Here is a 26967-nt window from a genome sequence, read left to right as displayed (position 1 = left end):
AATCAAAGCCTATTCTATCATGAATGCAGAGCTTTAGGCAGGGCCTTTTTTGCGATCTAAAGCGGTACTCTGCCGGCCGTTTTACGGCAACGCCGCTTAAATCAGCCGATCCGCTCCCGGACTTCTTCGGCCAGCCGGAGCAGCTGCTCCCGTACGCGGACGACATCGCCGACGATAAGCAGCGCCGGATTTCGGGCCTGCATCCGTTGGCAGATGTTAAACATGGTGCCGACCGTCCCCGTAAAAATGCGTTCCGCCGCGCACGTGCCTTGTTCGATGACCGCCGCCGGGGCGGATTCGGGCTTGCCGTGCACGATGAGCTCCCGGCAAATTTCCTCCATCCTGCCGACGCCCATGTATACGACAAGCGTATCGACGCCCTGCGCCAGCAAATCCCAGCGAACGCCGCTCGCCTCGCCCGAAACGCCGGTGCCGCTGACGAAAGCAACCGAGGAGCTGAGGCCCCTGTGGGTCAACGGAATGCCTGCCGAAGCCGCGGCCCCGATCGCCGAGGTTAATCCCGGCACGATTTCGCAGGGGACGGCAAGGGCAGCCATCGCTTGCGCCTCTTCCCCGCCGCGCCCGAACACCAGCGGGTCCCCGCCCTTGAGCCGCACGACGCGCAGCCCTTTCATCGCATACGCTGCCAGCAGTTCATGGATTTGCTCCTGAGGTACCGCATGCCGGCCCGGGGCCTTGCCGCAATACGTAAGCATGGCCCCTTCTTTGGCATATTTAAGCAGTTCTTTGTTCGCCAATCGGTCGTATAAAATGACGTCCGCTTCCTGGATCCGCCGCAGCGCTTTCAGCGTGATCAGTTCGGGATCGCCGGGGCCTGCGCCGACAATCGATACGCTGCCCGGCTTCATAGGCTGCGCTCCGCGGGAGCGGCCGTCCCCGGCTTGCCGGCATCCTGCGCGCCGTGCCGCGCTTGACGATGCCCCTTGTTTCGTCCGAAGCCGCGCTGGGACCCATAAACCATAGCCCCGGTAAACAAGGCGCCCCCCAAGAAATTGCCGATCAGCACCGGGATTTGGTTCCACAGCCACCAGTCGGCCAAACTCACGTTTGCCCCGAGCATCATGCCCGCCGGGATGACGAACATATTGACGACGGCGTGTTCGAAACCTTGCCCGAAGAAGATCAGAATCGGCAGCCACATCGCCAGCACCTTTCCGATGGTCGAATGAGACGTAAACGCCATGACGGCGCCAAGCGTTACCATCCAGTTGCACAGCGCGGCCTTGATCACGACGAGCAGGAGCCCTTCAGCGCCGAGCTGCTTGTAAGCGAGCGTCTTGGCTTCGCTGGTTTTGACGATCGTCTGCACGAGGGGGCTTCCCATATCCGTCCCCATTTTGGAGGCGGTCAAGGCATACAATCCCGCATAAACCAAACAGCCGATCACGTGCCCGAAAATGACCCATCCGAAGTTTTTCGCCATCGCGGCGGCGGAGGTTTTCCTTTGCGCCACGGCCAGCGGAATGAGCGCAAAACTTCCCGTGACGAGCTCCAGTCCCAGCAGCACGATGATCACGAATCCCGCCGGAAATACAAGCGCGCCCGCCATGCCGACGTTCGTCTGCGTGGTGGCGGTGAATGCCAGCGTCGTGGCGCATGCCAATATCGCTCCCGACAGCATGCCGCGAATGAGCATTTGCGTCCGGCTTAGCCGCGTTTTTCCGGCGCCGGCCTCGATCATGTCGTGAAGCACCTGATCCGGTTTCACGTAATCCATGGACATCACTCCCCGAGAAATAATAAGGGTTACTCGCATAGGGACGAAGGGCAGGGGCCCTTACCCCGCCGCCTGATCCGGAGGCGCGGTTTCCCCGCGTCCGGACCGTCCGCATAAATACATCGCGCCGCTGATCGGATCCACTTCCACGGCGTACGTGGCCACGCTGCCGGTATCCGGCTCGCATACCCGTCCGCTCGAAAGATCGATTTTCCAATCATGCAGCGGACAATGGACCGCGCGGCCGCAAACCATCCCTTCGGAAAGTTTGCCGCCTTTATGCGGACATTTGTTTTCCACCGCCAGCACGCTCCCGTCCGCCAAACGGAACAGCGCGATTTCGGTGCCTTCGAACAGAAAGGTCCGCGCCCCTTTGCGGTCGATGTCCGATACGTTGCCTATATGAATTTTGGCCATGAGCAGATCCCCCCTAGTTTCTTGCCGATGCCGCTTCCGGAAGCGGCTCGAAGTTTTTGCGCAGGGCGCCGTCCGCCACGATCTCCTTCCACGGGTCGTTCAGCCTGCTGAGCGCCTGCTTCACCCGCGCGAAGAGGGCTATCCGTTCTTCCTTGTCCTCCAGCGCCTTTTTGACCGACTCCAATCCAACCCGCTCAATCCATACCGAGGTACGCTCGTTCCATTGGGCATTTTCCCGGTAGTATTGCAAAAACGCGCCTGCCCATTCGACGACCTCGTCTTCCGTCTTGACCACGCAAAGCAGTTCCGTCGCCCGGACATGCACGCCGCCGTTGCCGCCGACATGCAGCTCCCATCCGCCGTCGATGGCGACGACGCCAAAATCCTTGATCGTCGCTTCCGCGCAGTTGCGGGGACATCCCGACACCGCAAGTTTTACTTTGGCCGGCGTATTCAGGCGTTCGAATTCTTTTTCAAGCCGGATCCCCATCCCGATGGAATCCTGCGTACCGAAACGGCAGAAGGTGGAGCCGACGCAGGTTTTGACGGTCCGGAGCGCTTTGCCGTACGCATACCCCGAAGGCATGTCGAGTTCCGCCCACATGTTCGGAAGATCCTCTTTTTTGACTCCCAGCAGGTCGATCCGCTGCCCGCCCGTAATTTTGACCATCGGCACATCGTATTTTTCCGCCACCTCGGCGATTTTTTTCAGCTCGGACGGGGACGTCACGCCGCCGTAAATCCGCGGGACGACCGAATAGGTGCCGTCCTTCTGGATGTTGGCGTGGTACCGTTCGTTCGTGAATCGGGATTCCTTTTCATCCGCGTACGATTCCGGAAACAGCATGCCCAAATAATAATTGAGCGACGGCCGGCATTTGGAGCATCCCTCCGGGTTGTTCCAGCCGAGCACATGCATCGTTTCCTGAACCGATTGCAGCTTCATCCGCGACATTTCGGCCACGATTTCGTCGCGGGTCAGCGTCGTGCAGCCGCATATGCCTTCTTTGGCCGGTTCCCCTGCCGCATCGCCCGCATAGAGGTGAACCAGACCCTGAACTAGCGGTTTGCAGCCGCCGCAGGAGCCCGATGCTTTCGTGCAGGCTTTGACGGAGGCGACGGTCGTGCAGTTTTTCGTCAAAACGGCATCCTTGATCGATTCTTTGGTCACCCCGTTGCAGCCGCAAATGATTTCATCGTCCGCCATGGCCGCCAGGCGCTGCTCCATCGTTTCGGCTCCCGAACCTTGCGCCGAAAATCCCAGCAGCTCCTTCTCCCTGCCTTTGACGGACTCCCCTTTTTTCATCAGCGAAAACAGCTTCGAGCCGTCGGCGGTATCGCCGAAAAGCACCGCGCCGATCAGGCGCTCTCCGGAAATGACGATTTTTTTGTATACTTGATCGACTTCGTCCTGGTAGCGCAGCGATCTTGCGCCCTCCGTTTCGGCAAAATGTCCCGCGGAAAAGACGTTCACGCCGGACACCTTCAATTTCGTGGACGTGACCGAACCTGCATAACCTTCCGTCTCCGCGCTCGCCAAATGTTTCGCCAGCACGGCCCCCTGTTCATACAGCGGGGCGACCAGCCCGTACGTGATTCCCCGGTGTTCGGCGCATTCGCCGACCGCGTATATGCCCGGAATATTCGTCTGCATCAGGTCGTTGACCACGATCCCGCGGTTGACGGCGATGCCGGCTTGGCGCGCAAGCTTCACGTTCGGCTTGATCCCGACGGCCATGACGATCAAATCGGCTTCCAGGCGGGTACGGTCGCTAAACACAAGCTCCCTCGCCCTCTTCCGGCCTGCGATTTCCTCGGAATGCTTGCGGAACAGAAACTGCATTCCTTGCGCTTCCAGCTCCTTCTGCAGCATTTTTGACGCCGTTTCATCCAGTTGGCGTTCCATGAGATAAGGATGGATGTGCACGACCGTGACGTCCATCCCCAAGTGAAGCAGGCCCCTGGCCGCTTCCAGCCCGAGCAGGCCTCCGCCGATCACCGCTGCCTTTTTGTATTTCCGCGACGCTTCGAGCATCGTTTCGCAGTCTTGGATATCGCGGAAACCGATCACTCCTTCCTTGTCCGCACCCGGCAGCGGAAGCATGAACGGATCGGAACCCGTCGCCAGAATCAAAACGTCGTAATCGGCGGCTGCCCCTTTGTCCGAATACACTTTCCGCGCCAGCGGATCGATCCGCGTAACCGTGTGCCCCGCGTGCAGGCGGATCCGATGTTCCTCGTACCAGCTCCAATCGTTCAGGATGACTTCGCTCATGTCGGCCCCGCCGGCGAGAACGGACGACAACATGATGCGGTTGTAGTTCGGATGAGGCTCGGACCCGAAAATCGTCATCTCATAGGCCTCGGGCGCAAGCTTCAGCAGATGCTCGATCGTCCGGATGCCTGCCATGCCATTGCCAACCAGCACAAGCTTCTTCCTATCCATATATCCCGCTCCTTTCTCTATTGGAAGCCAGATCATGCGGCCCATAAAACCATAAAAAGCCTGCTTTTCGTTATCCGGGTAAAAAGCGCAAACGCACTTTCACGATCCGGGTTACGAAAGCAGGCTCCATTGCCGCATTCAGGATACGCCATTGTATCCTTCCCATTTGTTCTTGAGCAAAAATATACCGTATGCCAGCGTCTCCTGTCAATATATTTAACATAAAATCATCATTTATAATTAAAACGTCGACACCTACAAGGTTTTGTGTTATATAAATTAACATCAATATGTGCATTAAGCAATTCAGAAGGGAGCGTGCCATACATGCGTTCGTTGCTCGTGATCCATCAACCGTCCGCTGCTTTGGAGCGAAGCGCATCCGATTCCACCGGGACGCATCGACCGGAATCCTTGCTTCGCTCCTGCGGATATCAGGTCTGCCTTGCGAAAAACCTGGAACAGGCCGTGAAGGGAATCGCCGCGGCGGACGGGACGGTGCTCCATTTGCCGATCGGCGACATTCCGTCGTGGAGCTGCAGACTGGAACAGCGGAAGCCGACGCCGATTCTCTGGTGGTGCAATGATGACGTTTCCGCCCAGTCTCTCAACTTATGTAAGGAAGATGTCGTTATTGACGGGATCCTGTTCCCGGACATGAAGGCGCATGAGCTGCACTGGACGCTTTTCCTGAGCTTCAGGCATTTTAGCGAAAGACAGCAATGGAAAAGCGAAAAGCAGCAGCTTCTGGCACGGATCGAGGAACGGAAATGGATCGACAAAGCGAAAGGCATTTTATGCGAGCTGAAAAACATATCGGAGGCCGAAGCATATGACCTGCTGCGGAAGCAGGCCATGAACGAGCGGAAACGAATGGTCGACGTGGCAACCTCCATCGTCCGTCTTCACCCTTTGCTTCGCCCATCCGACTCCGGAGGGATCAACCAATGATGAATCGATGGTTAAAGGAAGTCGCCCGCGGCAAAAGGGGAGCCCGGGATTTAGCCTATGAAGAAGCGCTGCAGGCCGCCGAAGCCATTGTAGAAATGAAGGCGACCCCGGCGCAAATCGGCGCTTTCCTGATCGCCCAGCGGGTCAAGGAAGAAAGCGTGGATGGAGCTTGTTAAAAATCAGCCCTCCGCCGTATAAATTTGCCGGCGAATATTCGCATCTGCTGCTTGGCGTCAAATAGCCCGCTGCATAGGCCTTCACTTGATCAGCTAAATTCCATGGCCCCGACCCCTTGGACATGCGCCCTTATCGGAAAAATATCGGCATTTTTTTCGGCAAAAAACCAGCGCCGGCCTTTTCTTGCGACGATCAGCAGCCCGTGCTCATCTCCGACCGGGGCGAATTGGTCGCTGCCTTCCCGATACTTCGGAAACCCCCGGCCGACAAGCTCATCCACGAACGGCGGCACGTCCTCCTTGACGATGCCGATTTCGCTGACGCAAAGCAGACTTTCCGCTCCAAAAGGCCGGTCGGATGCGTCGTTCAGGCTGTGCCTTGCGATCAGTTCCACGATATTGCCGGCAGGGTCCTCAAAATACAACGAGTGGGCGTCCCAATCGACCGAATACGTTTCGTCTTCGCCGTTTTCCCGGTTCAGGACCGCTTTTCCGGAAATCCAGGCCTTCGCCTCCCGGAACTGATTTTCGGGGATGTTGAAAGCAAAGTGATAAAACGGCCGCCCCTCCGCCGTCTCCTCGAAGGTCAGCTTCGTTTCGCCGATGCCAAATGTGACGAAGCCGCTCCCTTGTACGATGACCGGCACTCCTAAAACGTCTTTGTAAAAATGTTTTACCGCACCCATTTCAGCGGTCTTAAACGTGATGTCCGTAAAACGCATTTCGATAACCTCCTTATCCGTCTGCGATTCTTTGTCTAGATCTTATCGAATCGGCCTTCCTTTTTCAATACGGTGCATAAAACGCAGACGGGCGGCGGTCCTTTCCCCTGCTTTATAAGAAAAACGTCTATCGACGTACTTTCTCAGTAGACAGACCGCGTTAAGATGAAGTTTTTTTGCGATGTCCGGAAGTCATGGCTCTGAAGCTTATACTTTCTGAAATTATAAAAAAGCCCCGGATCCCCGGGGCTCTTGCACATCATATGATGTTTTCGGCAAAGTTCAATCCTTTGATCAAACCTTAAGCCCGTGTTAAAACCGGTCGGCCCAAACGCATACCGGCTTCGAAATTTCAACGGATTTACCCGTGAAAGCCAGCTTCCCGCTGGTTTCGTCACGCGTGAAGACGGCCAGGTTGTTCGTATCCCGGTTCGCGACAAGCACGTAACGTCCGCCGGGAACGATCGAAAAATGGCGCGGATGCTTGCCTTCGGCCGATGCATGCTGAACCGCCTGCAATCTGCCGTTTTCCGCGTCCACCGCGTACGCAACGATGCTGTCATGCCCGCGGTTGGAGCCGTACAGGTAACGTCCGTCTTCCGAAATCGTGATCTCCGCGCAGCCGTTCTCGACGTTGACGCCTTCCGGCAGCGTCGATACCGTTTCGATTTCCGTCAGCGTTCCTTGATCCGCGTTATACCGGAATGCCGTCACCGTCGACTGCAGCTCGTTGATGACGTAAGCGAATTTTCCGTTCGGATGGAACACGAGGTGACGCGGACCGGCGCCTTCCTTCACTTTTGCTTCGCTCGTCGGAACAAGCTTCCCTTGCTCCCGGTCGATTTGGTATGTAAAAATCGTGTCCAGTCCCAAATCGCATACGAACAGGAAACGCTGGTCCGGGCTGTAGAAGGAGGAGTGGACGTGGGATTTTTGCTCCGGCTTGCCCCCTTCATGATTGCGCATGTCGAGCACTTGGCCGACGGTGCCGTCTTCCTTCAATTCAACCAGGCTGATCGACCCTTTATGATAGCTAGCCAAGGTCAAATAGCGGTTATCCGCGCTGCGCTGGATGTGGCAGGACGGTCCGTTCAAAGCATTGGCGCGGCTGGTTTCCTTCAGCTTGCCTGCTTCCGCGTCGATCTCGAACGACACCGCGTCGCTCAGCTTCGACCCGTCCGCCGCGGCCGTTTCGCTGATCGCGTACAAACGCCGCCGGGGTGTGTCCACATTCAGGAACGTCGGGTTTTTGAAGCCGGATAACTGATCGAGCCGGGTAAGATCTCCGCTCGTTTCGTCGAATGCATATACATATACGCCGTCCGCAGATTCTTCGGCATAAGAACCTACGAATACGAGCATGCGCTGTTGGTCTGCCATTTGGTTCGCCTCTTCTCTAACATTTTATAGGACTTTTGCAAATCCAATATGAAAACATTGTATCATTTTCAGACGGTTTCCGGCAAAGATTTTCAAGCCGCGGGGGCTGCCTGACATCGGCCATTGCGCGCTCTTTCGGCCCAAAACGGCGTTCCTTGCACACAAAAACCGCCCCGGATCCGGATGATCCCCTGGGGCGGCTGTTGAAGGTGTTATACAAGACTTCCCGGCTTTTTATGGTATTTGATAATCCCTTCGGCGGCCCGGTACGCCAGCGCGCCCACAGTGCCCGTAGGATTGTAGCCGCTGTTATGCGGGAAGGCGGACGCGCCGATGACAAACAGGTTGTCGACGTCCCACATCTGCAGGTAATTGTTGACCGCGGAGGTGTCGGGACTGCTTCCCATGATGACGCCGCCGGTGTTGTGCGTCGATTGGTACGTCGTAATTTCGTACGGCGCCAGCTTCGTGTTGGCCACGACCTTGTCCGCGCCCATTTCCTTCAGGATTTCGCCGCATTTGGCCCCCATGAATTTGACCAGCTCCCGGTCCTGATCTTCGAAGTCGAACGTAATCCGCATGAGCGGATCGCCGAATTCGTCCCTGTACGTCGGGTCCAGGTCCAGGTAGTGATGGCGGAACGGCATGCAGGAACCTTGGGCGCCGACGTTGAGATGGCGGTTCGCGTATTTAATGGACGCCGCCTTGAAATCCTTGCCCCAAGTCGGCGTTCCCGGCGGAACCACGTTGTTTTGGATCGGCCGCGCCCCGGTTTGGCTGTAGGAAATGTTGGCCCCGTGGATGAAATTCAAATCTTTATGATCGAAGTTGTCGCCGTTGAAATCGTCGATGCACATGCCGAGCGCCCCCGCGCCCGCAAAAAGGTTGAATTCCTTGTCCTCGTAAAAACCGACGGCGGCCCCTTTCAGCACTTGGTATGCGTAGTTTTTCCCGATGACGCCCGTTCCGGTTTTCGGATCGTACGGCTTGCCGATGTTGGACATGAGCAGCAGGCGCACGTTGTTGAAGACGTAACTGGTCAGAACAACGATGTCGGCCGGCTGTTCGTATTCTTCCCCGGTGGTCGTATCGATGTACAGCACGCCGGTCGCTTTGCCGCCTTTGTGCAGCACCCGTCTGACGTTGGAATGCGTGCGCAGCTCGAATTTTCCCGTGTTTTTCGCCACCGGGATGACCGTCACGACCGGATCGGCTTTCGCGCCGTATTCGCATCCGAAGCGTTCGCAGAAGCCGCAATACTGGCAGGCCGCGCGGGCGATGCCGTCCGGGTTCGTGTATTGGTCCGACAGGTTTGCGGAAGGCATGTGGTACGGATGGTAGTTCAACCCTTTGCAGGAGTCGGCGAACAATTTCATTCCCGGCGTCGTTTTCATCGGACCCGTCGGATATTTGTCGGAACGTTTGCCGCCTTTCGGGTTATCTTCCCCGGAAATGCCCGCGATTTTTTCGAATTTGTCGAAATACGGTTCCAGCTGTTCATATGTAATGCCCCAGTCCTGGATCGTCATCCCGTCGGGAATTTTGTTTTTCCCGTAACGTTCGATCGTTTTGGATCGGATTTCAAAATCGTACGGCAAGAAACGGAAGGTTTGCCCGTTCCAGTGGACGCCGGAGCCTCCGAGCCCGTCGCCAAGCAAAAAGGAACCGTAGGAGCGCATCGGCAGCGCCCGGATTTTTTCGTTGCCGCGGAACGTGATCGTCTCCCGGGACAAATCCTGGAACATCTCGTACCGCAACGCGTAACGCAATTCGTCGTGAACCATGTAATAATCTTCGGTTTTTCTTTCCTTGCCGCGTTCAAGGCCGACAACGGACAGCCCCTGCTTGGTCAGTTCCGACGCAATGATGCCGCCGCCCCAGCCGACGCCGACGATGACGACATCCGTTTTAGGCAGTTTCGTAGCCATGAATCAATCACCTCTCGTTTAGTTTTTAGGAATGTGGCAGATGTTCTTTCAAGCTGACCGGCGGCATTTTGGCAAATTGGTCCTGCTCGATGATTTTCGCGTAGGACATTTGGTTGCCGGGGTAATTTTTCAGCTTCCAACCGTTCATGTTGTTGTTGCCGCCGTAGAGCGGGTCGGCGTACACGCCTTCCATCGTTGCGCTGAACAGCGTCTTGAAAAATCCGCTTGCGGAAATGGTCGTCAGCTTCACCTCGTCGGTTTCGAAAGCCTTAAGGACGGCATCCTGCTCTTCCGGCGCCAGATCCTTGAATTTTTTCTGATATTTTTTATTGCTGTAGTTCTGGATTTCCTGAAGGCCGATATCGAAAATTTCCCGGCGTTTCAGGCGGCCCTGGTAGCCCTGCGTCGTTTCCCCTTTATAGAAGGGGCCCTGCATGTATTCCCTGCCGTTGTTCCCCCATTCGCCTGCAAGCTGGTGGTCGATGTAATAAGCGACGCCAAGCTCTTTGGCTCCGGGTCCGTTATCGTCCGCAGGAAAAAGGCGCTCCGTGGCGGCTTCCGTAATCAGGAATTGTTCCTGCGTGAAATACATCAGCGCTTGGTTGAAATTGACGGGTTCAGCCGCGGGAGCCCCGCCCTTGTTTCCATTTCCGGTATTGGCATTGTTGTTGGTCGTTGCTTTTTTCGGGGTCCGCAGCAGGCTGCCGACCACGCCGCCGACGATCAGGCCCCCGACGGCATAACCCGAATTTTTCAAGAAATTCCGGCGCGACTGATCCGGTTCTCTATGGTCCTTCAACTCTTTGTCTTCAGTTTCGTTTGCCATAAAAGTCAACCTCCAACTGTGTGGATGCACGCCCATGAATTTGGGGCAGCATCAGTTTTTTGTTATTTTGTCGAAATATCCCACAAATAATACATCCTCCGAAAGATAATCATACTCATATGTTCAACATATCCAGGGAGGGATCATCCATGAAAGGACCCATCGCCAAATTAGCCGTTCCGGCCATTTGCGCCGCCGTTGCTTTGAGCGGCTGTAACGGCAACGTCAAACAAAATGCGCAGACGAACCCCGTCCGGATTCAATCAAACGCGAACCAAAACTACGCGTCGGACCGGTTGACGAATGACGGGCTTCGAGGCGGCACGAATGCCGAAGGGCATCCGCATCTCAACAGCATCAAAGTGATTCCGAAGTTCAACGGCGAAAAGGTGCGCACAACCAACGAAAACGGCACGACCTACAGCGGAATGGGCTCGGGGGTCTACAGCCGCATCGGCACGTCCAGCCTGCATAATACGCCGGAATCCAAAACGCTCGAAGACCGCCTGGAATCGGCCGGCATCACCGGGATCAGCGTGCTGACCCTCGGAGACTCGGTCTATATCGGCGATCCGGACGGCCACACCCATATCCGCAACTCCGAACCGCAGCCGCATAAAGTGCTCAGCCCGAACGAAGGGTCGTCCGGCAAAGGATACATGAGCCAAAAAGGCGGCTACGGCTACACCATCGGCCAACGCGACAACACGAAACACAATCTTAACGTCATCCGTGCCGAAGTGGCCGGCGTATACGGCAAAAAAGTAAAGGTCTACACGGTACACGACCCGAAAGCCATCCAGGCGATCCATCGCGTGAAAACCGCCATGCGGGCGGGCACGCCGGTCTCCAAAATGAACAAAGACCTAGCCGTCATCAAAAAAAGCGCGCATGTGGACCACAACAAATAAAGCTTGAACGAAAAACACCTCCTCGGGCGCAACACGCGCGAAAAGGAGGTGTTTTTTCGTCAACACGCTAATTTTTTTCGGCAAGCTTTTCCGGCTCTGCGGCCGGATCGCTCGTAATTTCCTCGACGACGCCTTTGGTGGAGGAACGGAATTCCCGCAGCGTGTCCCCCACGGCCCGCCCGAGCTGGGGAAGCTTGGATGGGCCGAATACGACCAAGGCGATCATCAAAATGATCAAAAGCCCAGGCAGTCCGATATTGTTAAACATGGTTGGCTCCTCCTTTCGGATCTAGAAGTGGATGCTCCGTCTCCTTCCGGTCCAAATACCACCTGGAGACGAGAATGCTTAGTTCGAACAACAAAATCAGCGGAATGGTCACGGACAGATGCGAGACGAAATCCGGCGGCGAAATCATCGACCCGATGACCGCCAGGGCCAGATACACGTATTTCCGCGCCTTTTTCAGCTGCGAAGGGCCCAGAATGCCCAAACGTGTCAGAAACAGGACGACCGCCGGCATTTCAAAAGCAAGCGCAAGCGGAAACACGAGGCTGAACATGAGGGAAAAATACCGGTCCATCCCGTACGTTTCGATGGCTCCGACCGTTTGGTTCATTTTCGAGAGGAAGGAAACCATCATCGGAAACGCGACGTAAAAGCTGAAGGCGATTCCGATCATAAACAGGACGAAAGCCAGCGGGACGAACCAAAAGGTTTTTTTGGCCTCATCGTTGGTCAAACCCGGACGCACGAATGCCCATATATGGTACAGCGCCAGCGGAACGGTAAAAAACACCGCCACCAGGAAACCGCATTTCATATAAATGAACATGCCGTCCGTCAAAGAAAACACATTCCACTCGATGTCGGCGGCAGCCGGCCGGTTTTTAATGTACATCAGCACCCGGGGAGACACGTACAAGCCGGCTGCCAACGTTACGATAAAAAAGAGCATCACCCAGATCAGCCGTTTTCGGAGCTCCGTCAGGTGGGTGACCCATTCTTCACTGTTCATCCATGAACCGCCTCCTCTTGTAGCCCCTGCCGGGCAAGCCGTACCGCAGATGGCGCCCAGCGATATGTATATTGTATCCAGAATTTGTAGAATTATAGCGAAACAGGTCGACAAAAAAGCATCCGCGCAAACTAAAAGCGCACGGATGCTTCTTTTCTGTTATTCTTCCACCTTGGCCCCGTAGGACCGGGCTACCTGGACCGCTTGCTCCAGATCGATGCGCACGCCCGTCAAATCAAACGACCGGTAATCGATCCGGTCCATTTTGGCCCCGCGCAAATCGGCTCCTTTCAAAACCGCTTTGAACAGCTTGGCGCCCGAAAGGTCGGCTTCCCGCAAATCCGCCTTCTGCAGGTTGCATTCGGTAAGGTCCGCTTCAATCAAACGGATGCCCTTTAGCGCCTGCTTCGACAAGTTTGCCTGCCGCAGGTTCGTATAGGACCACTCTCCGCCCTGAATCGTAATGCCGTCCAAATAAGCGCCAGCGAAGTCGCTGCCCGTCATTTTGCAGTCCTCCCACTTCGAGACAAACAGATTCGCTCCCGCAAACCGGCAATTCGTAAACGCCGACCTCGTATGCAAGGACGCATTCAGCGTCGCCCCGCCAAAATCGCATTCGATGAACCGGCAGCCGGTGGTCCAAATTTCGTTCATTTCCGTGCCGCGGAAAAGGCAGCGCGTGAAAACGCAGCCCTTCAGCTCCCCGCTTTTTAAATCCGCCTGGCTGAAATCCTTGTTTGCATAGGTTTGCTCTATGTACTGAAACATGACCGTATTCACTCCTTCGGTTTTGCTTGCCGCCGTTTGGCTTTTCCTAGAGCGTAACAAACATACGTTCCTTCAACAAGGACGTACATGGCCGAATTTTTATGCAAGACCCGAAAAACGCACCCCTAAAAACGAAATTTTGGACCTGTTTCTTTCCTTCCTCCCCTTCTACAATAGGAGATGCAACAATGAAAGCACTTACAGGAGGTCGGATGCCATGCGTGCCAAACTCGGCGCAAAAACGGCGCAGACCGGAATCGCCGCCCCGGCGGGGAGACGGAACCTGCTGCTGAAGAAGCTTCTAAGCCAGAAATATTTGCAGGTGATGGCGCTGCTCGGCGTCGCCTGGATGATTATTTTCAACTACATACCGATGTACGGAATCATCATCGCATTCAAGCAATACGTCATTACGCGTCCGATTTCGGAAGCCCCTTGGGTCGGGCTGGAGCATTTCAAAGCGTTTTTCGAGGACGAAGACCTGCCGCGCGTCATCTGGAACACGCTCGGCATCAGCCTGATCAAGCTGATCGTCGGCTTTCCGCTGCCGATTTTGTTCGCGCTGTTCCTGAACGAGCTGCGGTCGATCCGGCTGAAAAAGGCGGTGCAGACGATATCGTACCTGCCCCATTTTCTGTCCTGGGTCATCCTCGGGGGCATCTTGGCCACCTGGCTGTCGGATGTCGGCGTCATCAACCATATCCTGATGGCGCTGCATATCATCGACGAACCGATCAGCTACCTGGCCGAACCGAAATATTTCTGGGGAATCGTCGTCGCCTCGGACCTTTGGAAGGAGCTCGGATGGTCGGCCATCATCTATCTCGCGGCGATCGCCGGCGTGTCGCCCGATCTTCACGAGGCCGCAACGATCGACGGAGCCGGGCGGTTTCAGCGGATGTGGCATGTGACGCTGCCCGGGATCCGAAGCACGATCACCATTCTGCTCATTTTGGCGGTCAGCGGCATTTTGAACTCGAATTTCGATCAAATTTTGGTGCTCCGCAACTCGCTGAACGAAAGCGCCAGCAACGTGATCGACATCTACGTCTACCAGACGGGCCTCGTCAACAACCGTTTCTCCTATTCGACGGCCGTCGGTCTGATCAAATCGTTGATTGCTTTGGTACTGCTTCTCATCGCCAATTCGGCATCCAAGAGAATCAACGGTACGTCCCTATTTTAACGAAAAGGTGGTTGATGCCCCATGTTCAAACGGAATCGAACAACTGCCGGGGATGCGGCCTTTGACGCCGTCAACGTGCTGATCATGCTTGCCGTCTGCTTCGTGACGCTGTATCCGATCTGGTACGTGCTTGTCAATTCCTTCAACGAAGGCCAGGACGCCATGCGCGGAGGCATTTACTGGTGGCCGCGCGTTTTCAGCCTGGAAAGCTACGAAGCCGTGTTCCGCAGCAGCGGCATCATGACGGCGATGGGGGTCACGGTCGCCAAAACGCTCATCGGCACGGCGGTTCACGTGTTTTTTACGGCCATGGTCGCCTACGCCTTCTCCCGGCGGGAACTCGTGGGACAGAAGCTGTACATCCTGATCGGGACCGTCACCCTGTTTTTTAACAGCGGCCTGATCCCCTATTATTTGCTCATCCGCGACCTCCATCTGCTGGACAGCTTTTTGGTCTACATCATTCCGGCGATGTTCAGCTTTTTCGATCTGATCATTTTTATGACCTTTTTCCGGGAAATTCCGGACGGGCTGGAGGAAGCGGCCAAAATCGACGGGGCCAACGACCTGTCCATTTTCGTGCGGGTCATCATCCCCGTTTCGATGCCGGTCATCGCGACGATCTCGCTTTTCCACGGCGTATACCAATGGAACGACTACTTCACCGGCATGATCTACATCAACAACATGGACCTGCAGCCGATTCAAACCTATTTGTACCGGATCGTCGCGCAGTCCAGCTCGAACCAGATGGCGGCGGCGATGCCCGGCGGCATTTCCAAAAACGTCACCTCCCAGTCCATCAAGCTCGCCACCATGGTCGTGACGACGGCGCCGATCGTTTTGGCCTACCCGTTCCTGCAAAGGTATTTCGTCAAAGGCCTCATGATCGGCTCGATCAAAGGATGAACGGGGCGTTTTAGGAAGTTTTTTCCTTGACGGCAACACAAGTTTCACCAAAATAAATCAAGTGGGGTAAAAACGTATGAAAAAACATGTTTTCCGCAAAAGCAGCCTGCTGCTCCTCGCCTTCGCCATGATGCTTTCGCTCGCCGCATGCGGCGGATCGTCCGGCGAAGACGCCAAAACGGCAGAACCAGAGAACAAAAACGAACCGGCGCCCGAGACCAAGACCGTATCCGCGGACGAACCCGGCTGGAAAGCCGACACGTCGCCGATCACCTTCGATTGGTATTTGAACTTCTCGTGGTTCGCCAACAAATGGGGCGTCGACCCGACCTCCCAATATGTCACGAAAAAAACCGGCGTCAGCGTCAACTTCATCGTTCCCGCCGGCAACGAAAACGAGAAACTGAACACGATGATCGCCTCCGGCAGCCTGCCTGATTTCATCACGCTCGGCTGGTGGGAGGACGCCGTGAAAACGATGATCGAAGGCGATCTGGTGCTTCCGCTCAACAAACTGGCCGAAGAATACGATCCTTATTTCGTAAAGGTCGCCGATCCGGCGAAAATGGCCTGGTACCAGCAGGAAGACGGCAACACGTACGCTTATCCGAACTCGTCTTCCTCGCCGAAGGATTTTGAAAAATATTCGCGGGAATACGTGTCCAACCAGACGTTCCTCGTCCGCAAAGACATGTACGAAGCCTTGGGCAAACCGGACATGCGGACGCCGGAAGGTTTCCTGAATGCGCTCAAGATGGCGAAGGAAAAGTTCCCGGAAGTGGAAGGCCAACCGCTGATCCCGCTCGGCTTGACCGAATTTAACGACGTGGGCAACAGCAGCCTTGAGGGGTATTTGCAAAACTTCCTCGCCATCCCGTACGAAAAAGACGGCAAGCTGTATGACCGCCAAACCGATCCGGAATATGTCCGCTGGCTGAAGACGCTGCGCCAGGCCAACGAGCAAGGACTGCTCGCCAAAGACGTCTTCATCGACAAACGCCCGCAAATGGAAGAAAAAATCGCCCAAGGCCGCTATTTTGCCATGCTCTATCAGCGCAGCGACCTGACGGCGCAGGAAAACGCGCTGTACGCCAAAGATCCGAATTCCGTATACATCGCGGTGGACGGCCCGGCCAACTCCAAGCTGGATCCGCCGACGCTGGCAGGTCCCGGCATTTCGGGATGGACGGTCACGCTGATTTCCAAAAACGTGAAAGACAAAGCCAGAGCGATCCGCTTCCTGGAATACCTGATCAGCGAAGAAGGCCAGAAGGACCTGTACCTCGGCGAAAAAGGCGTTACTTACGACACGATTGACGGCAAAGACCAATTCAAGCCCGAAGCGCTGGAGCTGCTGAACAAAGACCGTTCCGCTTTCGACAAACAATACGGCGCCTCCCTCACCTTCTGGATGATGCAGGACACCAACATGATTTTGCAATGGCAGCCGCCTAGCGTCGAACCGTTCAAGCAAATGGAGGACTGGACCAAAGGCAAAACGAAAAGCTTCTCCCAATACGACAACATCAACCCGACCGGCAACTCGGAAGAAGGCATCGCGAGCAACAAAATCGCCCAAACGTGGGGCAAAACGCTGCCGAAGCTTCTTTTGAGCAAATCGGACGAGGAATTCGACAAGCTTTGGAACGAATTTTTGGAAAAGCGGGACAAAGCCGGCTTTGCCAAAGTCGAAGCGTTCAAACAAGCGAAGTTCGAAGAAAACGTCAAAAAACTTCAGGAATTCCTGAAATAATCGCATGTGATTTCCCATCCAAAAAGCCCCATTTTTTCGCGGGCTTTTTGGATTTTCGTCTATCCCGACTCAAAAATGAACCCGGATGTGATGCCAGTGCCAAAACGCATGCGCCCTTGGGCCGACCTGTTTATTCAAAGGCTCGAGCGCTATTCCCTGCAGCAGCGGTTGTTTTTTTCCTATATCGTCATCATTCTCATTCCCGGCATCGTGTTTTCGCTCATCATGTTCCGGCAGCTGAACGAAAGTTACACGAAGGATGTCATCCGCAAAAGCGAAAGCTCCATCGAGGTCGAAAAAACGAACATCAAAAACAACATGGAAACGATGGAACGCGCCGTGCAGATCGCCTTGTCGGACCGGGAGGTCATGAACTACATCGACCGTTCCACCGATCCGGACCCGGCCGAGCTGATCGAATTCAGCAGCAATACGATGAACAATCTTTTGCGGCTTCAATTCAACAATCCCGATCTCGAACATATCCGTATTTTTTCGGACAACCTGCTGATCAGCGAAATTTGGCCCGTCTTTTTGAAGGAAAGCCGGATGGCGAACGAGCCGTGGTACGACGAGGTGCTCCGGCTGAACGGCGGTGCGCTGTGGGAAATATCGGAGCGGGATAAGGAGCCGATCCAAAACCATATCCGCGACGAAAAGGAATTCCGGCAAAAAATGTCGCTGCTGCGGGAAATCGAATACCCGAAGGGCAAACATGTCGGCATCATACAAGTCGATATGCTGCTCAGCCGGTTTTTCCCCAGCACTTACGCCGGCCACGGCAACGGGCAGGCGCAAATGTTCGTCGTCACCCCGAGCGGCGGGCTGTATTACGATCCGTCCCGTTCCCTGCTTCCCGCCTCCGAGCTTGCCGCCGCAAGGCTTGCGGAGAAGCTTTCCCCCACGGAACATGCCGGGGCTTACCGCCACTTCAACTTAAGCCTGTCCGGCGAGCCTTACCTTGCGGTGTACGCCTACATCGACAGCATCGGGGCGTACGTGGTGCAGCTGACGTCGCTGCAGGCGGCGCTGGCGGACCTGAACAAAACCCGGAATACGATTTTACTCGTGAACGTCGTTTTGATCGCGATTCTGTCGGTCTCGACTTTTTTTCTCAATTCGCTCATTTTGAAAAAATTGCGGCAGCTGACGTTATCCATGAAAAAGATCCGCCAAGGGGACTTCAACGTCCAGCTTCCGGTCGGAGGCGGCAGCGAAGTCGGCGAGTTGACGTTCCACTTCCGCAAAATGATGGGCAAAATCAACGAGCTGATCGCCGATGCGGTCAACAAGCAGGCGGCGACGAAGGAAGCCGAGCTGAAAACCCTGAAAAACCAAATCGATTCCCATTTCCTTTACAACACGCTCGAAAATATCAAAATGCTCGCCGAGGTCGAAAACCAGCGGCCCATATCGGACGCGTTGACGTCGCTCGGCAGCATGATGCGCTACAACCTGAGATGGAGCGGCGAATACGTGCGCCTGCGGGAGGAATTGAACCATGCGCGGCATTATGTCGCATTGATGAACCTGCGGTTCGACCAGCGTATCGTGCTCAATGCCGAGCTGACGGAACGGGATCTCGACCTGGAGGTGCTGAAAATGTCGCTGCAGCCGATCATCGAAAACGCGGTCAAGCACGGCCTGAACGGTCATGCCGCAAGCGAGGGCGATTTGACCATCACCTTGACCACCTATACGGACGAGCGGGCGCAAATGATCGTGATCGAAGATAACGGCGCGGGGATGTCCCCGGAAAAAACGCGGCGGCTGAACGCAAAAATACGCGCATCGGACGACGGCCGCAGCATGGAAACCTCGGCGGATTCCGGCGGAACGTCCGGCCGGGACGCCGGCGGGAACGGCATCGGCCTCCGCAACGTCCATCAGCGGCTGCAGCTGTTTTACGGCAGCGAATACGGCCTTTGGGTCGAAAGCGAGGAGCATCGGTACACCCGGGTCATGATCAAGCTCCCCTACTTTAACCTGATCGGAGGCGAAACCGTACATGTACAGACTCTTGATCGTCGATGATGAACGAAATATAAGGATCGGGCTGAAAGCCATGATCGAAAGGGAATACCCTTCCCGTTTCAGCATCGGCCTGGCCGCCGGAGGCGAGGAGGCGCTGGAGATGCACCGGGCCGAAAAAGCGGACATCGTCGTCACCGACATCCGCATGCCGGGCATGGACGGCCTGGAGCTGATCCGGAAGCTGGGCGAGCTTCCTTTCCCTCCGGCGGTGATCATCTTAAGCGGGTATGACGATTTTCAGTATGCGAAGGAAGCGATCGCGCACAAGGTGCGGGAATATTTGCTGAAACCGATCGTGCGCGAGGAATTGTTCCGGGCGTTGAACCGGATGATCGCCGAATTGCGGCAGGAGGAGCAAGTGGCGCGCGAGCTCGAAGCGCTCGGCAAATACCGCGAGGAGCAGGCCGCGGACCAGCTCAATTATATTTTGCTTCATCCGGACATTCCGGAGGATGAAATCGAGCGCCGCTGCGCCAAAGCCGGCCTCGATCCCGCCGCTGCGCCTTACTGCGTCGCCGTCGTCCGGAAAGAAGATCCGCCGAGCGGGGCTTTGGCGCAGCTGGCCGAGGCTTATTGGAAGAGCAGGCAGTCCATCTGCTTCGAGGATAAGGACCGGAATCTCGTCGTCCTGGCCGGCGATGAGGCAGCCGTGGCCGATTTTGCCCGGGATGTCCAAGGCAAAGGCCTTCGGGCCGACATCGGCGTCAGCTTGAAGGCGGCGGGGGCCGCTCAGCTCAAACGCGGTTACCAAGAGGCCAAACAGGCGCTCAAATATGCCTTTTTGCATGCGCGACCGGGCGGCGGCGTCTTTTATTATGCGGACGTCCGCCGTCTCCCGAAAGCGGATCCCGTCCCGGAAGAGCCTTTCCGCAGGCTGGCCAACCTGCTCGGGACCGGAAGGAAACAGGACGTCAAGGAACTGTGGCACGAGATCATGGACCTCGGCGAAATCAAACGCCGCGACATCGCCTACCTGGAGCGTCTCAGCCGGATGCTGAACGAGATGGTGATCGACCGGGTGTTCGCCGATTACGGAGAAGCTTCGGTGGAAATTTTGAAAATCTATAAAAAAATCGGCTACCTCTATCACAGCGAAACCGTGTACGGTTACATTCATGACGCGGAAGCGCTGCTGCTGCGGCTGGACGATTACGTAAAAGACGTCAAGGAGGCCCATGTCGGGCATGCCGAAATGAAAGCGGCGGTCGACTACATCCGGGAGCACTATGACAAGCCGCTCAACATGGCGACCGTCTCCAACCACGTGTCCCTGAATTACTCCTATTTCAGCGAAACCTTTAAGCAGTTTACCGGCATGAGCTTCGTGCCCTACGTCAAAAAAATCCGCATCGAAAAAGCCAAGGAACTGCTCGAGCATAGCCACGGCAAAGTGTACGAAATCGCGGCGCAGGTCGGCTTCGAAAGCGTGAAGCAGTTCAACCGCGTCTTTCGCGAGCACGAAGGCATCTCCCCGATGGAATATCGCGAAAAAGCATGGGCGCATGCCGGAGCGCCGAACGGTTCGAAGGCCAAATGAATAGGCCTTGAATGAAACGAAAGAAGTCCGCGGCAACATGCCGCGGACTTTCTTTTTTAACCTTAACGTTTGTAGGCCATTCCCGATGAATCCAGAAGAAGCCGCAGCGTCAGCTCCTTCGTGGAAGAGCAAACGAGATCCGCCCCGGAAGGAGCGAGAATGCCGGCTTCCCCGATCCCGACGGCATGCATGCCGGCCGCTTTGATCGCTTCGATGCCCGCCTGCGAATCTTCGATGCCGATGCAATGGGCGGGATCCGCCCCGGCCAGCTTCGCGCCTTGCAGGAAAATGTCCGGCGCCGGTTTGCCCGGAATGCCGCCGGGGTCCACGATCGCATGGAAATGTTCGTTCAGGCGGAGCGCTTCCAAAATAAGCGGCGCGTTTTTGCTGGCCGACGCGATCACCGCAGGGATGCGGCGTTCCCGGAGTTCAAGCAGCAGCTCCTTGATGCCCGGGTACGTATCCTCGGGGGTCAAGCCCGCCAGCAGCGAGACGTACTCCTCGTTTTTTTCCTGGGCAAGGCGCTCCTTTTCTTCCTGGGAATAATCCTGCTCCCGTCCCCCGTGAACCAGGATTCTCTCAAGCGATTGCATCCGTTCGATGCCCTTGAGCGACTCGTTAAAATCCTCGTCGATGTCGATGCCGATCCGCCGGGCCAGGTTCCGCCAAGCCGTGAAGTGGTATTTTGCGGTATCGGTCACAACCCCGTCCAGATCAAATAATACAGCCTGCAGTTCCATGATATGCCTCCCGGTTCCCTAATCCATGATGTTTTTTGTAAGTTTGATCGCTTTATATTTGATCGCTTTATATTTGATCGCTTTATAAATGAAGCAAGATTTGCGTTTCTTCGAAGATCCGGGTCTGTCCGTTCCATTCCAGCACGACCTTGTACCCGGACGGATTGGCGATATCGGCATGGAGCGTCCCTTCGCGGACGAGCAGCCGAATGTCCATGGCCGTGTCGCCGATCCTCAGCTGCGTCAACGTGACCGGTTTGCCTTCCCAGGCCGCCGGGATCTGCGGCGCAATATGAACCGTCCGCAAATGGGCCAGCGGCTTGACCCCTACGAAATGCCGGATGATCGGGACTGCCATCGCATACAGCGTCCAAGCCTGAACGGCACAGCCGTAATCCGGAGACATTTCGCTCATCGAGCCGGGGAGCGCCATCGAAAAGGTTCGCATCATCCGCTGCAGCAAACAAAGCGCCGCATCCGCGTTTCCGTACATCGCTTCCGCCGTCGCATGGACGCCCGTGGAAATCGTCATCGTTTCGCTTTGATACAACCCGGACAAATACGTCCCGTAATCCCCGACGAACTCGGCGGATCGCATCCGTTTCAGCGCGCGAATCCCCTTCTCCCGATCGGCGATTCCCGTTTCCATCGGGGTGACGATCACCCAGTTTTTGTTCAAAAGCCAGCCCCGGTCCTCTTCCTCGTCCCCGCATGCGGCAAGCAGGCCGTCCAAATATTCCCGATAACCGGATATCCCGTGTTTGGCGGCGTTTTGGACCAAATGATCCACCTTCGGAAGGATATCTTTTTTAGGCGCAACCGCATCCGTAAAAAGCCCCTCCTGCTCGGACCAATATTGGTCGTTGATCGCTTTTTTCATCCGGTCGGCCAGTTCTTCGTAGCGATCCGCCCGATCGGCATCCCCCATCACCCGGCTCATCTGAGCCAATGCCCAAGCGGCTTGCGCCGTATAAACGGCCGAGTCGATCAGCTCCATGTTCAAGCCGGATATTTCGATGATGCCGTAACCCGAAGGGAACAAATCCCCGTCCGGATCCATTTCCCGCAGCAGCCAATCCAAGCCTTGAACGCAGCATTCGTAGTACTCCCGCAAAAATGCGTGATCTCCGTTCCAGCAAAACATATCCCAAACCATGGCGATAAAATGGGCGGTCTCCTGCGTATTGCCCGGATTGGCCACCGCGCCCATCGTCGTGATTTCATGCACGATCCGGCCGTTGCCGTTGGCGTCCTTGGAAAAGCGCCGCAAAAGTTCGGCCGTATCCTGGGCCAGCTCGAACTCCCCGACCGCCATCAAACCTTGAACAGAATACGAATTGTCGCACCCGAACCACCATGGATAATGCGGCGAACCCGCGGTCAAACCGCGGCCGATAAAATCCACGCGCTGGACGAGCCATTGCGTATTCCATTTCACCCAGGCGAAAATGTCGTTCAGCCGCTCTTCGCCTTCCACCTCAAAATGCGAGGCTGCATCGATCTGCGCCATTTTCCGTTTTTTCGCATCAAGCAACCCGTCAAAGTCCTTCAGGTTGCCGTAAGTCGCCTCGCAGTCTTCCCTGGAGGCGTAGGAGCCTGCAATATATACATGAAAAACGTACGTCTCTTTCGGAGCAAGGGTTTTTCCGGCTGAAATCGAAAGCCCGGTGCCTTGTCCTGCCGTCCATTCCGGACCGATCAGACCGTCGCCTGTACGGAGCTGCTGTCCGGTGATCCCGGGCATCTCGGCCCCGAATTTGACGTACCAGTCGTTCCCGCTGTCCTTCGCGATGCCGTCCCAATCCGTAACTTCCTCGAACCGGTCCGCTTCGCCGTCCCGGATGCCGATCTCCTCCGAAAACCATACGGGCCGCAAATCGGTCCGGCAGAGCAGCTCAAGCTCCAGCTCGACCTGCTCGTCCGAATAATTATGGAGCTCGTAACGGACAACCATCCCTTTTTCCAGCTCCGGGGCGAACTGGGTCCGCTTCATGGAAACGGGGATATGGCCGAGGCCATGGTCGTAACGGAATTCGCTGCCCCATGCGTAATTGACGAACTCGTCGGCTTTCGCCCAAACCGAAATCCCGCGCTTTATATCCTTCATCCGAAGCCAAAACCCGTCAAGCAGTTTGATGGGATGGAGCCAAACGCCGCCCATTTCCCCGGCGACATGGTGCCCGAAATCCGGAAACCAGCCGTCCTGCGTTCCGATGACCTTCATATATTCCCCTGCGTTCAAATAGATTGGAAACGGGTGTCTGCTGCTTGCTTTTTTCATCAGTTTCTCCTCTTCCTTCCGTAGTCTCCATCGCTCTTTCGGACTTACCCCTTCGTCGCGGACGAGAGGGATATGCCTTCGATAAAATATTTTTGCAGGAAGAAAAACACGATGATGGCCGGAAGCATGATCAGCACCGTGGCCGCCATCAGCATATTCCATTCCACGTTATAGAGCCCCTTGAACATGGACAAGCCCAGGGCGAGGGTATATTTCGTATTGGTGTTCAGGTAAATGAGCGGCCCCTGAAAATCGTTCCATACGCCCATAAACGTAAAGATCGATACGGCAATGAGCGGCGGCTTGCTGAGCGGCAGCATGATCCGCGTAAAAATGCCCCAGCGGGACGCGCCGTCCATAAACGCCGCTTCGTCCAAATCCCTCGGAATGCCGCGCATGAACTGCCGGATCAGGAAAATGTTGAAGGCCCCTCCCCCGAAAAACGACGGGATGATGAGCGGCAGGAACGTATCGACCCAGCCGGCTTCTTTGAACATGATAAACATCGGAATCATCGTGACCTGGCCCGGCAGCATCATCGTCGCCAGCAGCACCAGGAACAAAAAACGCTTGCCTTTGAAGCGGAAACGGGCGAAACCGTACGCGCATAACGCGGAAGAGAACACCGTTCCGATCATGACCGGGATCAAAATGATCAGCGTATTTTTTAGAAACAGAAAAAACGGAACAGCCGTCACCGCATTTTTGTAATTCTCCCAATGCCATACCTTGGGAACGAAAGAATCCTGGAAAACTTCGGCCGGCGATTTCAGCGAGGTGGACACGGTCCACAGCAGCGGGACAAGCACGATGGCCGCTCCTGCGACAAGAAGCAGCAACGCGACCAGCCGTCCGGCATTCCAACGTTGGTGTTTGATCATCGCTTTCTTTTCCTCCTTCCTTAATCCCGTTCGTCATCGCCATTGTAATAGACCCACATCGATGAGCTGCGGATGACGATCAGCGTGAAAAGCAGGATGATGGCGAACAAAATCCAGGACAAAGCCGAAGCATATCCCATCTCGAAGCTGACGAAAGCCTTGTTGTACAAGTAGAGGTTGTAGAAAAGGGTAGAGTTGAGGGGACCTCCGTTCGTCATGACAAACGCCTGCGTAAAGTATTGGAACCCGCCGATGATCCCCATGATCAGGTTGAAAAAGATCGTCGGCGAAATCATGGGCACCGTTACGCTCGCAAACCGCCGGAGGGGCCCCGCCCCGTCCAGCTGGGCAGCTTCATACAGCTCTTCCGGAACGCCCTGGAGGCCGGACAAATAAATGATGATGGTGTTGCCCACGCCCCAGATCCCCATGACGATCAGCGCCCCCAGCGCGTAGCTCGGATCCTGAAGCCAGGCCGGCCCTTCGATGCCGAACCAAGCCAAGGCCCGGTTCAAAATTCCGTATTCCGGATTAAAGATCATGATCCACATCATGGACACCGCCACCGCAGGGATGACGGAGGGCATAAAATAGATCAGGCGGAACAGCTTCATGCCCCGCGTGCGCATATTGAGCAGCAGCGCGATCAAAATGGACACGATTTGATACAGCGGCACGGAGACGAGCGCAAAAATGAACGTGACTTTCAGAGATTGGTAAAACAATTCATCATGGAAGATGGCTTTAAAATTATCCAGGCCGACAAACTCGATGGAGCTAATGCCCGTAATGATGTCCCATTTGCTGAAGGACAGGATCAGTGAAAACACCATCGGCCCCAGCGTAAAAAGCAATAAGCCCAAAAACCAAGGAAGGATGAACAAATAGCCGGCTTTTTCCGAACGTGAATTTCGCATGGAGACCTCCTTGACGATGCGGATGCCGGCCGGATTCGAACCGGCCGCCTCATCCGAAAATAGCTTAAAGGGTGAAGCGGCTTTCGAACCGCCTCACCCGCTCCCGTTATTTCTTGATTTTGCCGTCGACCGCCTTGGCTGCTTCGTCCAACGCTTCCTTCACCGTGGATTTGTCCAGCAATATTTTTTCCATCGCCTTATTGAACTCCTCCGTGAATATCGGAGCATTGGCGGAACGCATCGAGATCGGTTTTTTCGCAAAGTTCATCATTTCAATCACGGGTTTGTCGACCACCTCCGTGCTCTTCACCTGGTCGAGCTCGGCGACCGTCGCAGGCAGCACCTGGCCTTTTTCGGAACGGGCTTTTTGCGCTTCGGTGCCCGACAGCCATTTCATCAGTTCAAACGCTTCTTTTTTATGTTTGCCGTTTGCGTTCATGGCCCAGCCCGCGGCGGCGATGATGCTGGCGCGCTCGCCGTTTGCGCCGGAAGGAATCAGGGCCGATCCGTACTTCACGTCCGATTTGTCCAGGTCGCTTTTTACCCAGCGTCCAGTAATCATCATCGCCAGCTTATCGGTCATAAACATGGAGGAGTCGCCGCCAAGCGTTTCGGTATCCTGCGGCGTCGGGGACACGCGGTCCTCTCCTTTTGTCAGGGCCACGTATTTTTCCATCGCGGCAATCGTCTTGTCGCTGTTCATGAAGCCTTCGGCTTGCGTCCCGTCCTCGTTGCCGATGTCGGCGCCGTTCAGCCAGAGGTAGATGTAAATCGGGTATTCCCATTTCGTGGCGTTGAAGCCGAATTCCGTCACTTTGCCTTTGCCGTCCTTTTTGGTCAGCTTTTTGGCGGCGTCGATCATGTCGTCCCATGTCCATTTGTCGCTCGGATAAGGGATTTTCGCTTCGTCAAACATCCGTTTGTTGTACCACAGGGCAAGCGGGTTGAAATCCTTGGGCAGGTAATACAGCTTGCCGTTGATTTTTCCCATGTTGATCAGGTCGGGCTGAAAGGCGTCCGTTTTGAACGAGGCGTCGTTTTTGACGTAATCGTCCAGCGGCTCGACGACGCCTTTGTCAACGTATTTGAAGTAATCGCCTTCGCCGATCAGGAATACGTCGGGCGCCTGGCCGGCCGCAAGCGAAGTCGTCAGCTTCGTGGCGTAACCGTCGCCCGGAACCGGCTCAAAAGTAACCTTGATGTTCGGGTGGGTTTCGTTGAATTGGTCGGCCAGCTTTTTCTCTACGGAATCCGCCGACAGTTCCCCCCATGTCGTGAATTTCAGCTCGACGGTCTTTTCCGAAGAGCCGCCGCTTTCCCCGCCGCCGGATGCGGCGTCCTTGGAAGAACCCGAAGAACATGCGCTCAGCACCATGCTGAACATCAACAAAAACGCAAGACCTGCAGACCATTTTTTCATAACCGTTTGACCTCCCTGAATGAAAAATAA

The 26967-nt window shown here is 55.6% G+C and carries 23 protein-coding genes and 1 pseudogene; 8 read left to right on the top strand and 16 right to left on the bottom strand.

Features of this window, described 5'->3' with window-relative positions; all coding sequences use genetic code 11:
• Positions 1-101: 101 nt before the first annotated feature.
• From cobA to nirB, 4 genes are read right to left on the bottom strand one after another with little or no spacing between them, the layout of a single operon-like run.
• Positions 102-869, bottom strand: coding sequence for a uroporphyrinogen-III C-methyltransferase (gene cobA / locus MKY58_RS07100; RefSeq protein WP_339324010.1), 768 nt, complete (start codon positions 867-869; stop codon positions 102-104).
• A complete protein-coding gene (locus MKY58_RS07095) occupies positions 866-1738 on the bottom strand; it encodes a formate/nitrite transporter family protein (RefSeq protein WP_339324009.1) in 873 nt (290 codons plus the stop codon). The genes cobA and MKY58_RS07095 overlap by 4 nt, the downstream gene beginning before the upstream one ends.
• 60 nt (positions 1739-1798) lie before the next feature.
• Positions 1799-2155 carry a nitrite reductase small subunit NirD gene (gene nirD, locus MKY58_RS07090; RefSeq protein WP_212947309.1) on the bottom strand — a complete coding sequence of 119 codons (357 nt, stop codon included), beginning with the start codon at positions 2153-2155 and terminating at the stop codon, positions 1799-1801.
• A gap of 13 nt (positions 2156-2168) precedes the next feature.
• Positions 2169-4601, bottom strand: coding sequence for a nitrite reductase large subunit NirB (gene nirB / locus MKY58_RS07085; protein ID WP_339324008.1), 2433 nt, complete (start codon positions 4599-4601; stop codon positions 2169-2171).
• 327 nt (positions 4602-4928) lie between these two features.
• Here nirB and MKY58_RS07080 point away from each other — a divergent pair, with 327 nt between their 5' ends.
• Both MKY58_RS07080 and MKY58_RS07075 read left to right on the top strand, forming a co-directional pair.
• Positions 4929-5552 carry an ANTAR domain-containing protein gene (locus tag MKY58_RS07080; protein WP_339324007.1) on the top strand — a complete coding sequence of 208 codons (624 nt, stop codon included), beginning with the start codon at positions 4929-4931 and terminating at the stop codon, positions 5550-5552.
• Positions 5552-5716, top strand: a pseudogene (locus MKY58_RS07075) (anthranilate phosphoribosyltransferase); the annotation flags it as partial. The gene MKY58_RS07080 and the pseudogene MKY58_RS07075, both read left to right, overlap by 1 nt.
• 101 nt (positions 5717-5817) lie before the next feature.
• Here the strand turns inward: MKY58_RS07075 and MKY58_RS07070 are convergent.
• From MKY58_RS07070 to MKY58_RS07055, 4 genes are all read right to left on the bottom strand, one after another.
• A complete protein-coding gene (locus MKY58_RS07070; RefSeq protein WP_339324006.1) occupies positions 5818-6450 on the bottom strand; it encodes a ring-cleaving dioxygenase in 633 nt (210 codons plus the stop codon).
• A gap of 312 nt (positions 6451-6762) precedes the next feature.
• Positions 6763-7830, bottom strand: coding sequence for a lactonase family protein (locus MKY58_RS07065; protein ID WP_339324005.1), 1068 nt, complete (start codon positions 7828-7830; stop codon positions 6763-6765).
• 212 nt (positions 7831-8042) lie between these two features.
• The gene (locus MKY58_RS07060; protein WP_339324004.1) at positions 8043-9758 is read right to left on the bottom strand and encodes a GMC family oxidoreductase; all 1716 of its coding nucleotides are present in this window, start codon (positions 9756-9758) and stop codon (positions 8043-8045) included.
• A 25-nt stretch (positions 9759-9783) separates the two neighbouring features.
• The gene (locus MKY58_RS07055) at positions 9784-10584 is read right to left on the bottom strand and encodes a gluconate 2-dehydrogenase subunit 3 family protein (protein ID WP_339324003.1); all 801 of its coding nucleotides are present in this window, start codon (positions 10582-10584) and stop codon (positions 9784-9786) included.
• A 149-nt stretch (positions 10585-10733) separates the two neighbouring features.
• Between MKY58_RS07055 and MKY58_RS07050 the strand changes: the two genes are divergently transcribed.
• The gene (locus tag MKY58_RS07050; RefSeq protein ID WP_339324002.1) at positions 10734-11495 is read left to right on the top strand and encodes a hypothetical protein; all 762 of its coding nucleotides are present in this window, start codon (positions 10734-10736) and stop codon (positions 11493-11495) included.
• A 67-nt stretch (positions 11496-11562) separates the two neighbouring features.
• Here MKY58_RS07050 and MKY58_RS07045 read toward each other — a convergent pair whose 3' ends face one another.
• The 3 genes from MKY58_RS07045 to MKY58_RS07035 all read right to left on the bottom strand — a co-directional run bounded on the left by MKY58_RS07045 (position 11563) and on the right by MKY58_RS07035 (position 13279).
• A complete protein-coding gene (locus MKY58_RS07045; RefSeq protein WP_339324001.1) occupies positions 11563-11763 on the bottom strand; it encodes a twin-arginine translocase TatA/TatE family subunit in 201 nt (66 codons plus the stop codon).
• Positions 11756-12511, bottom strand: a complete 756-nt coding sequence (gene tatC / locus MKY58_RS07040; RefSeq protein WP_339324000.1) for a twin-arginine translocase subunit TatC — start codon at positions 12509-12511, stop codon at positions 11756-11758. The genes MKY58_RS07045 and tatC overlap by 8 nt, the downstream gene beginning before the upstream one ends.
• Positions 12512-12670: 159 nt before the next feature.
• Positions 12671-13279, bottom strand: a complete 609-nt coding sequence (locus MKY58_RS07035) for a pentapeptide repeat-containing protein (RefSeq protein ID WP_339323999.1) — start codon at positions 13277-13279, stop codon at positions 12671-12673.
• Positions 13280-13496: 217 nt separating this feature from the next.
• Here MKY58_RS07035 and MKY58_RS07030 point away from each other — a divergent pair, with 217 nt between their 5' ends.
• The 5 genes from MKY58_RS07030 (at position 13497) to MKY58_RS07010 (ending at position 20698) form a co-directional block, all read left to right on the top strand.
• Positions 13497-14465, top strand: a complete 969-nt coding sequence (locus MKY58_RS07030; protein WP_339323998.1) for an ABC transporter permease subunit — start codon at positions 13497-13499, stop codon at positions 14463-14465.
• Between the two features lie 21 nt (positions 14466-14486).
• Positions 14487-15374 (top strand): carbohydrate ABC transporter permease, encoded by an 888-nt coding sequence (locus tag MKY58_RS07025; RefSeq protein WP_339323997.1) that lies wholly within the window; start codon positions 14487-14489, stop codon positions 15372-15374.
• A gap of 76 nt (positions 15375-15450) precedes the next feature.
• Positions 15451-17127, top strand: coding sequence for an extracellular solute-binding protein (locus tag MKY58_RS07020; RefSeq protein WP_339323996.1), 1677 nt, complete (start codon positions 15451-15453; stop codon positions 17125-17127).
• Positions 17128-17223: 96 nt separating this feature from the next.
• A complete protein-coding gene (locus MKY58_RS07015; RefSeq protein ID WP_339323995.1) occupies positions 17224-19161 on the top strand; it encodes a sensor histidine kinase in 1938 nt (645 codons plus the stop codon).
• Positions 19136-20698: a response regulator gene (locus MKY58_RS07010; protein WP_339323994.1), complete on the top strand. Its 1563-nt coding sequence runs from the start codon at positions 19136-19138 to the stop codon at positions 20696-20698. The genes MKY58_RS07015 and MKY58_RS07010 overlap by 26 nt, the downstream gene beginning before the upstream one ends.
• A gap of 62 nt (positions 20699-20760) precedes the next feature.
• Here the strand turns inward: MKY58_RS07010 and pgmB are convergent, their stop codons facing one another.
• The 5 genes from pgmB to MKY58_RS06985 form a co-directional block, all read right to left on the bottom strand.
• Positions 20761-21438, bottom strand: coding sequence for a beta-phosphoglucomutase (gene pgmB / locus MKY58_RS07005; RefSeq protein ID WP_339323993.1), 678 nt, complete (start codon positions 21436-21438; stop codon positions 20761-20763).
• Between the two features lie 82 nt (positions 21439-21520).
• Entirely contained in the window at positions 21521-23719 is a 2199-nt protein-coding gene (locus tag MKY58_RS07000; protein ID WP_339323992.1) for a glycogen debranching protein, read from the bottom strand.
• A gap of 44 nt (positions 23720-23763) precedes the next feature.
• Positions 23764-24600, bottom strand: a complete 837-nt coding sequence (locus tag MKY58_RS06995) for a carbohydrate ABC transporter permease (RefSeq protein WP_339323991.1) — start codon at positions 24598-24600, stop codon at positions 23764-23766.
• Between the two features lie 20 nt (positions 24601-24620).
• A complete protein-coding gene (locus MKY58_RS06990; RefSeq protein WP_339323990.1) occupies positions 24621-25517 on the bottom strand; it encodes a sugar ABC transporter permease in 897 nt (298 codons plus the stop codon).
• Positions 25518-25623: 106 nt separating this feature from the next.
• Positions 25624-26937: a sugar ABC transporter substrate-binding protein gene (locus tag MKY58_RS06985; protein ID WP_339323989.1), complete on the bottom strand. Its 1314-nt coding sequence runs from the start codon at positions 26935-26937 to the stop codon at positions 25624-25626.
• Between the last annotated feature and the right edge of the window lie 30 nt (positions 26938-26967).

The organism is Paenibacillus sp. FSL W8-0194 (assembly GCF_037969745.1).
Classification (GTDB): Bacteria; Bacillota; Bacilli; order Paenibacillales; family Paenibacillaceae; genus Paenibacillus_AQ; species Paenibacillus_AQ cookii.
This window is presented reverse-complemented; position numbering and strand designations above follow the sequence as displayed.

Excerpts from the sequence above, each read along its gene's own strand:
- cobA (WP_339324010.1), bottom strand. The coding sequence starts at position 869 with ATGAAGCCGGGCAGCGTATCGATTGTCGGCGCAGGCCCCGGCGATCCC.
- MKY58_RS07095 (WP_339324009.1), bottom strand. The coding sequence starts at position 1,738 with ATGGATTACGTGAAACCGGATCAGGTGCTTCACGACATGATCGAGGCC.
- nirD (WP_212947309.1), bottom strand. The coding sequence starts at position 2,155 with ATGGCCAAAATTCATATAGGCAACGTATCGGACATCGACCGCAAAGGG.
- nirB (WP_339324008.1), bottom strand. The coding sequence starts at position 4,601 with ATGGATAGGAAGAAGCTTGTGCTGGTTGGCAATGGCATGGCAGGCATC.
- MKY58_RS07080 (WP_339324007.1), top strand. The coding sequence starts at position 4,929 with ATGCGTTCGTTGCTCGTGATCCATCAACCGTCCGCTGCTTTGGAGCGA.
- MKY58_RS07070 (WP_339324006.1), bottom strand. The coding sequence starts at position 6,450 with ATGCGTTTTACGGACATCACGTTTAAGACCGCTGAAATGGGTGCGGTA.
- MKY58_RS07065 (WP_339324005.1), bottom strand. The coding sequence starts at position 7,830 with ATGGCAGACCAACAGCGCATGCTCGTATTCGTAGGTTCTTATGCCGAA.
- MKY58_RS07060 (WP_339324004.1), bottom strand. The coding sequence starts at position 9,758 with ATGGCTACGAAACTGCCTAAAACGGATGTCGTCATCGTCGGCGTCGGC.
- MKY58_RS07055 (WP_339324003.1), bottom strand. The coding sequence starts at position 10,584 with ATGGCAAACGAAACTGAAGACAAAGAGTTGAAGGACCATAGAGAACCG.
- MKY58_RS07050 (WP_339324002.1), top strand. The coding sequence starts at position 10,734 with ATGAAAGGACCCATCGCCAAATTAGCCGTTCCGGCCATTTGCGCCGCC.
- MKY58_RS07045 (WP_339324001.1), bottom strand. The coding sequence starts at position 11,763 with ATGTTTAACAATATCGGACTGCCTGGGCTTTTGATCATTTTGATGATC.
- tatC (WP_339324000.1), bottom strand. The coding sequence starts at position 12,511 with ATGAACAGTGAAGAATGGGTCACCCACCTGACGGAGCTCCGAAAACGG.
- MKY58_RS07035 (WP_339323999.1), bottom strand. The coding sequence starts at position 13,279 with ATGTTTCAGTACATAGAGCAAACCTATGCAAACAAGGATTTCAGCCAG.
- MKY58_RS07030 (WP_339323998.1), top strand. The coding sequence starts at position 13,497 with ATGCGTGCCAAACTCGGCGCAAAAACGGCGCAGACCGGAATCGCCGCC.
- MKY58_RS07025 (WP_339323997.1), top strand. The coding sequence starts at position 14,487 with ATGTTCAAACGGAATCGAACAACTGCCGGGGATGCGGCCTTTGACGCC.
- MKY58_RS07020 (WP_339323996.1), top strand. The coding sequence starts at position 15,451 with ATGAAAAAACATGTTTTCCGCAAAAGCAGCCTGCTGCTCCTCGCCTTC.
- MKY58_RS07010 (WP_339323994.1), top strand. The coding sequence starts at position 19,136 with ATGTACAGACTCTTGATCGTCGATGATGAACGAAATATAAGGATCGGG.
- pgmB (WP_339323993.1), bottom strand. The coding sequence starts at position 21,438 with ATGGAACTGCAGGCTGTATTATTTGATCTGGACGGGGTTGTGACCGAT.
- MKY58_RS07000 (WP_339323992.1), bottom strand. The coding sequence starts at position 23,719 with ATGAAAAAAGCAAGCAGCAGACACCCGTTTCCAATCTATTTGAACGCA.
- MKY58_RS06995 (WP_339323991.1), bottom strand. The coding sequence starts at position 24,600 with ATGATCAAACACCAACGTTGGAATGCCGGACGGCTGGTCGCGTTGCTG.
- MKY58_RS06990 (WP_339323990.1), bottom strand. The coding sequence starts at position 25,517 with ATGCGAAATTCACGTTCGGAAAAAGCCGGCTATTTGTTCATCCTTCCT.
- MKY58_RS06985 (WP_339323989.1), bottom strand. The coding sequence starts at position 26,937 with ATGAAAAAATGGTCTGCAGGTCTTGCGTTTTTGTTGATGTTCAGCATG.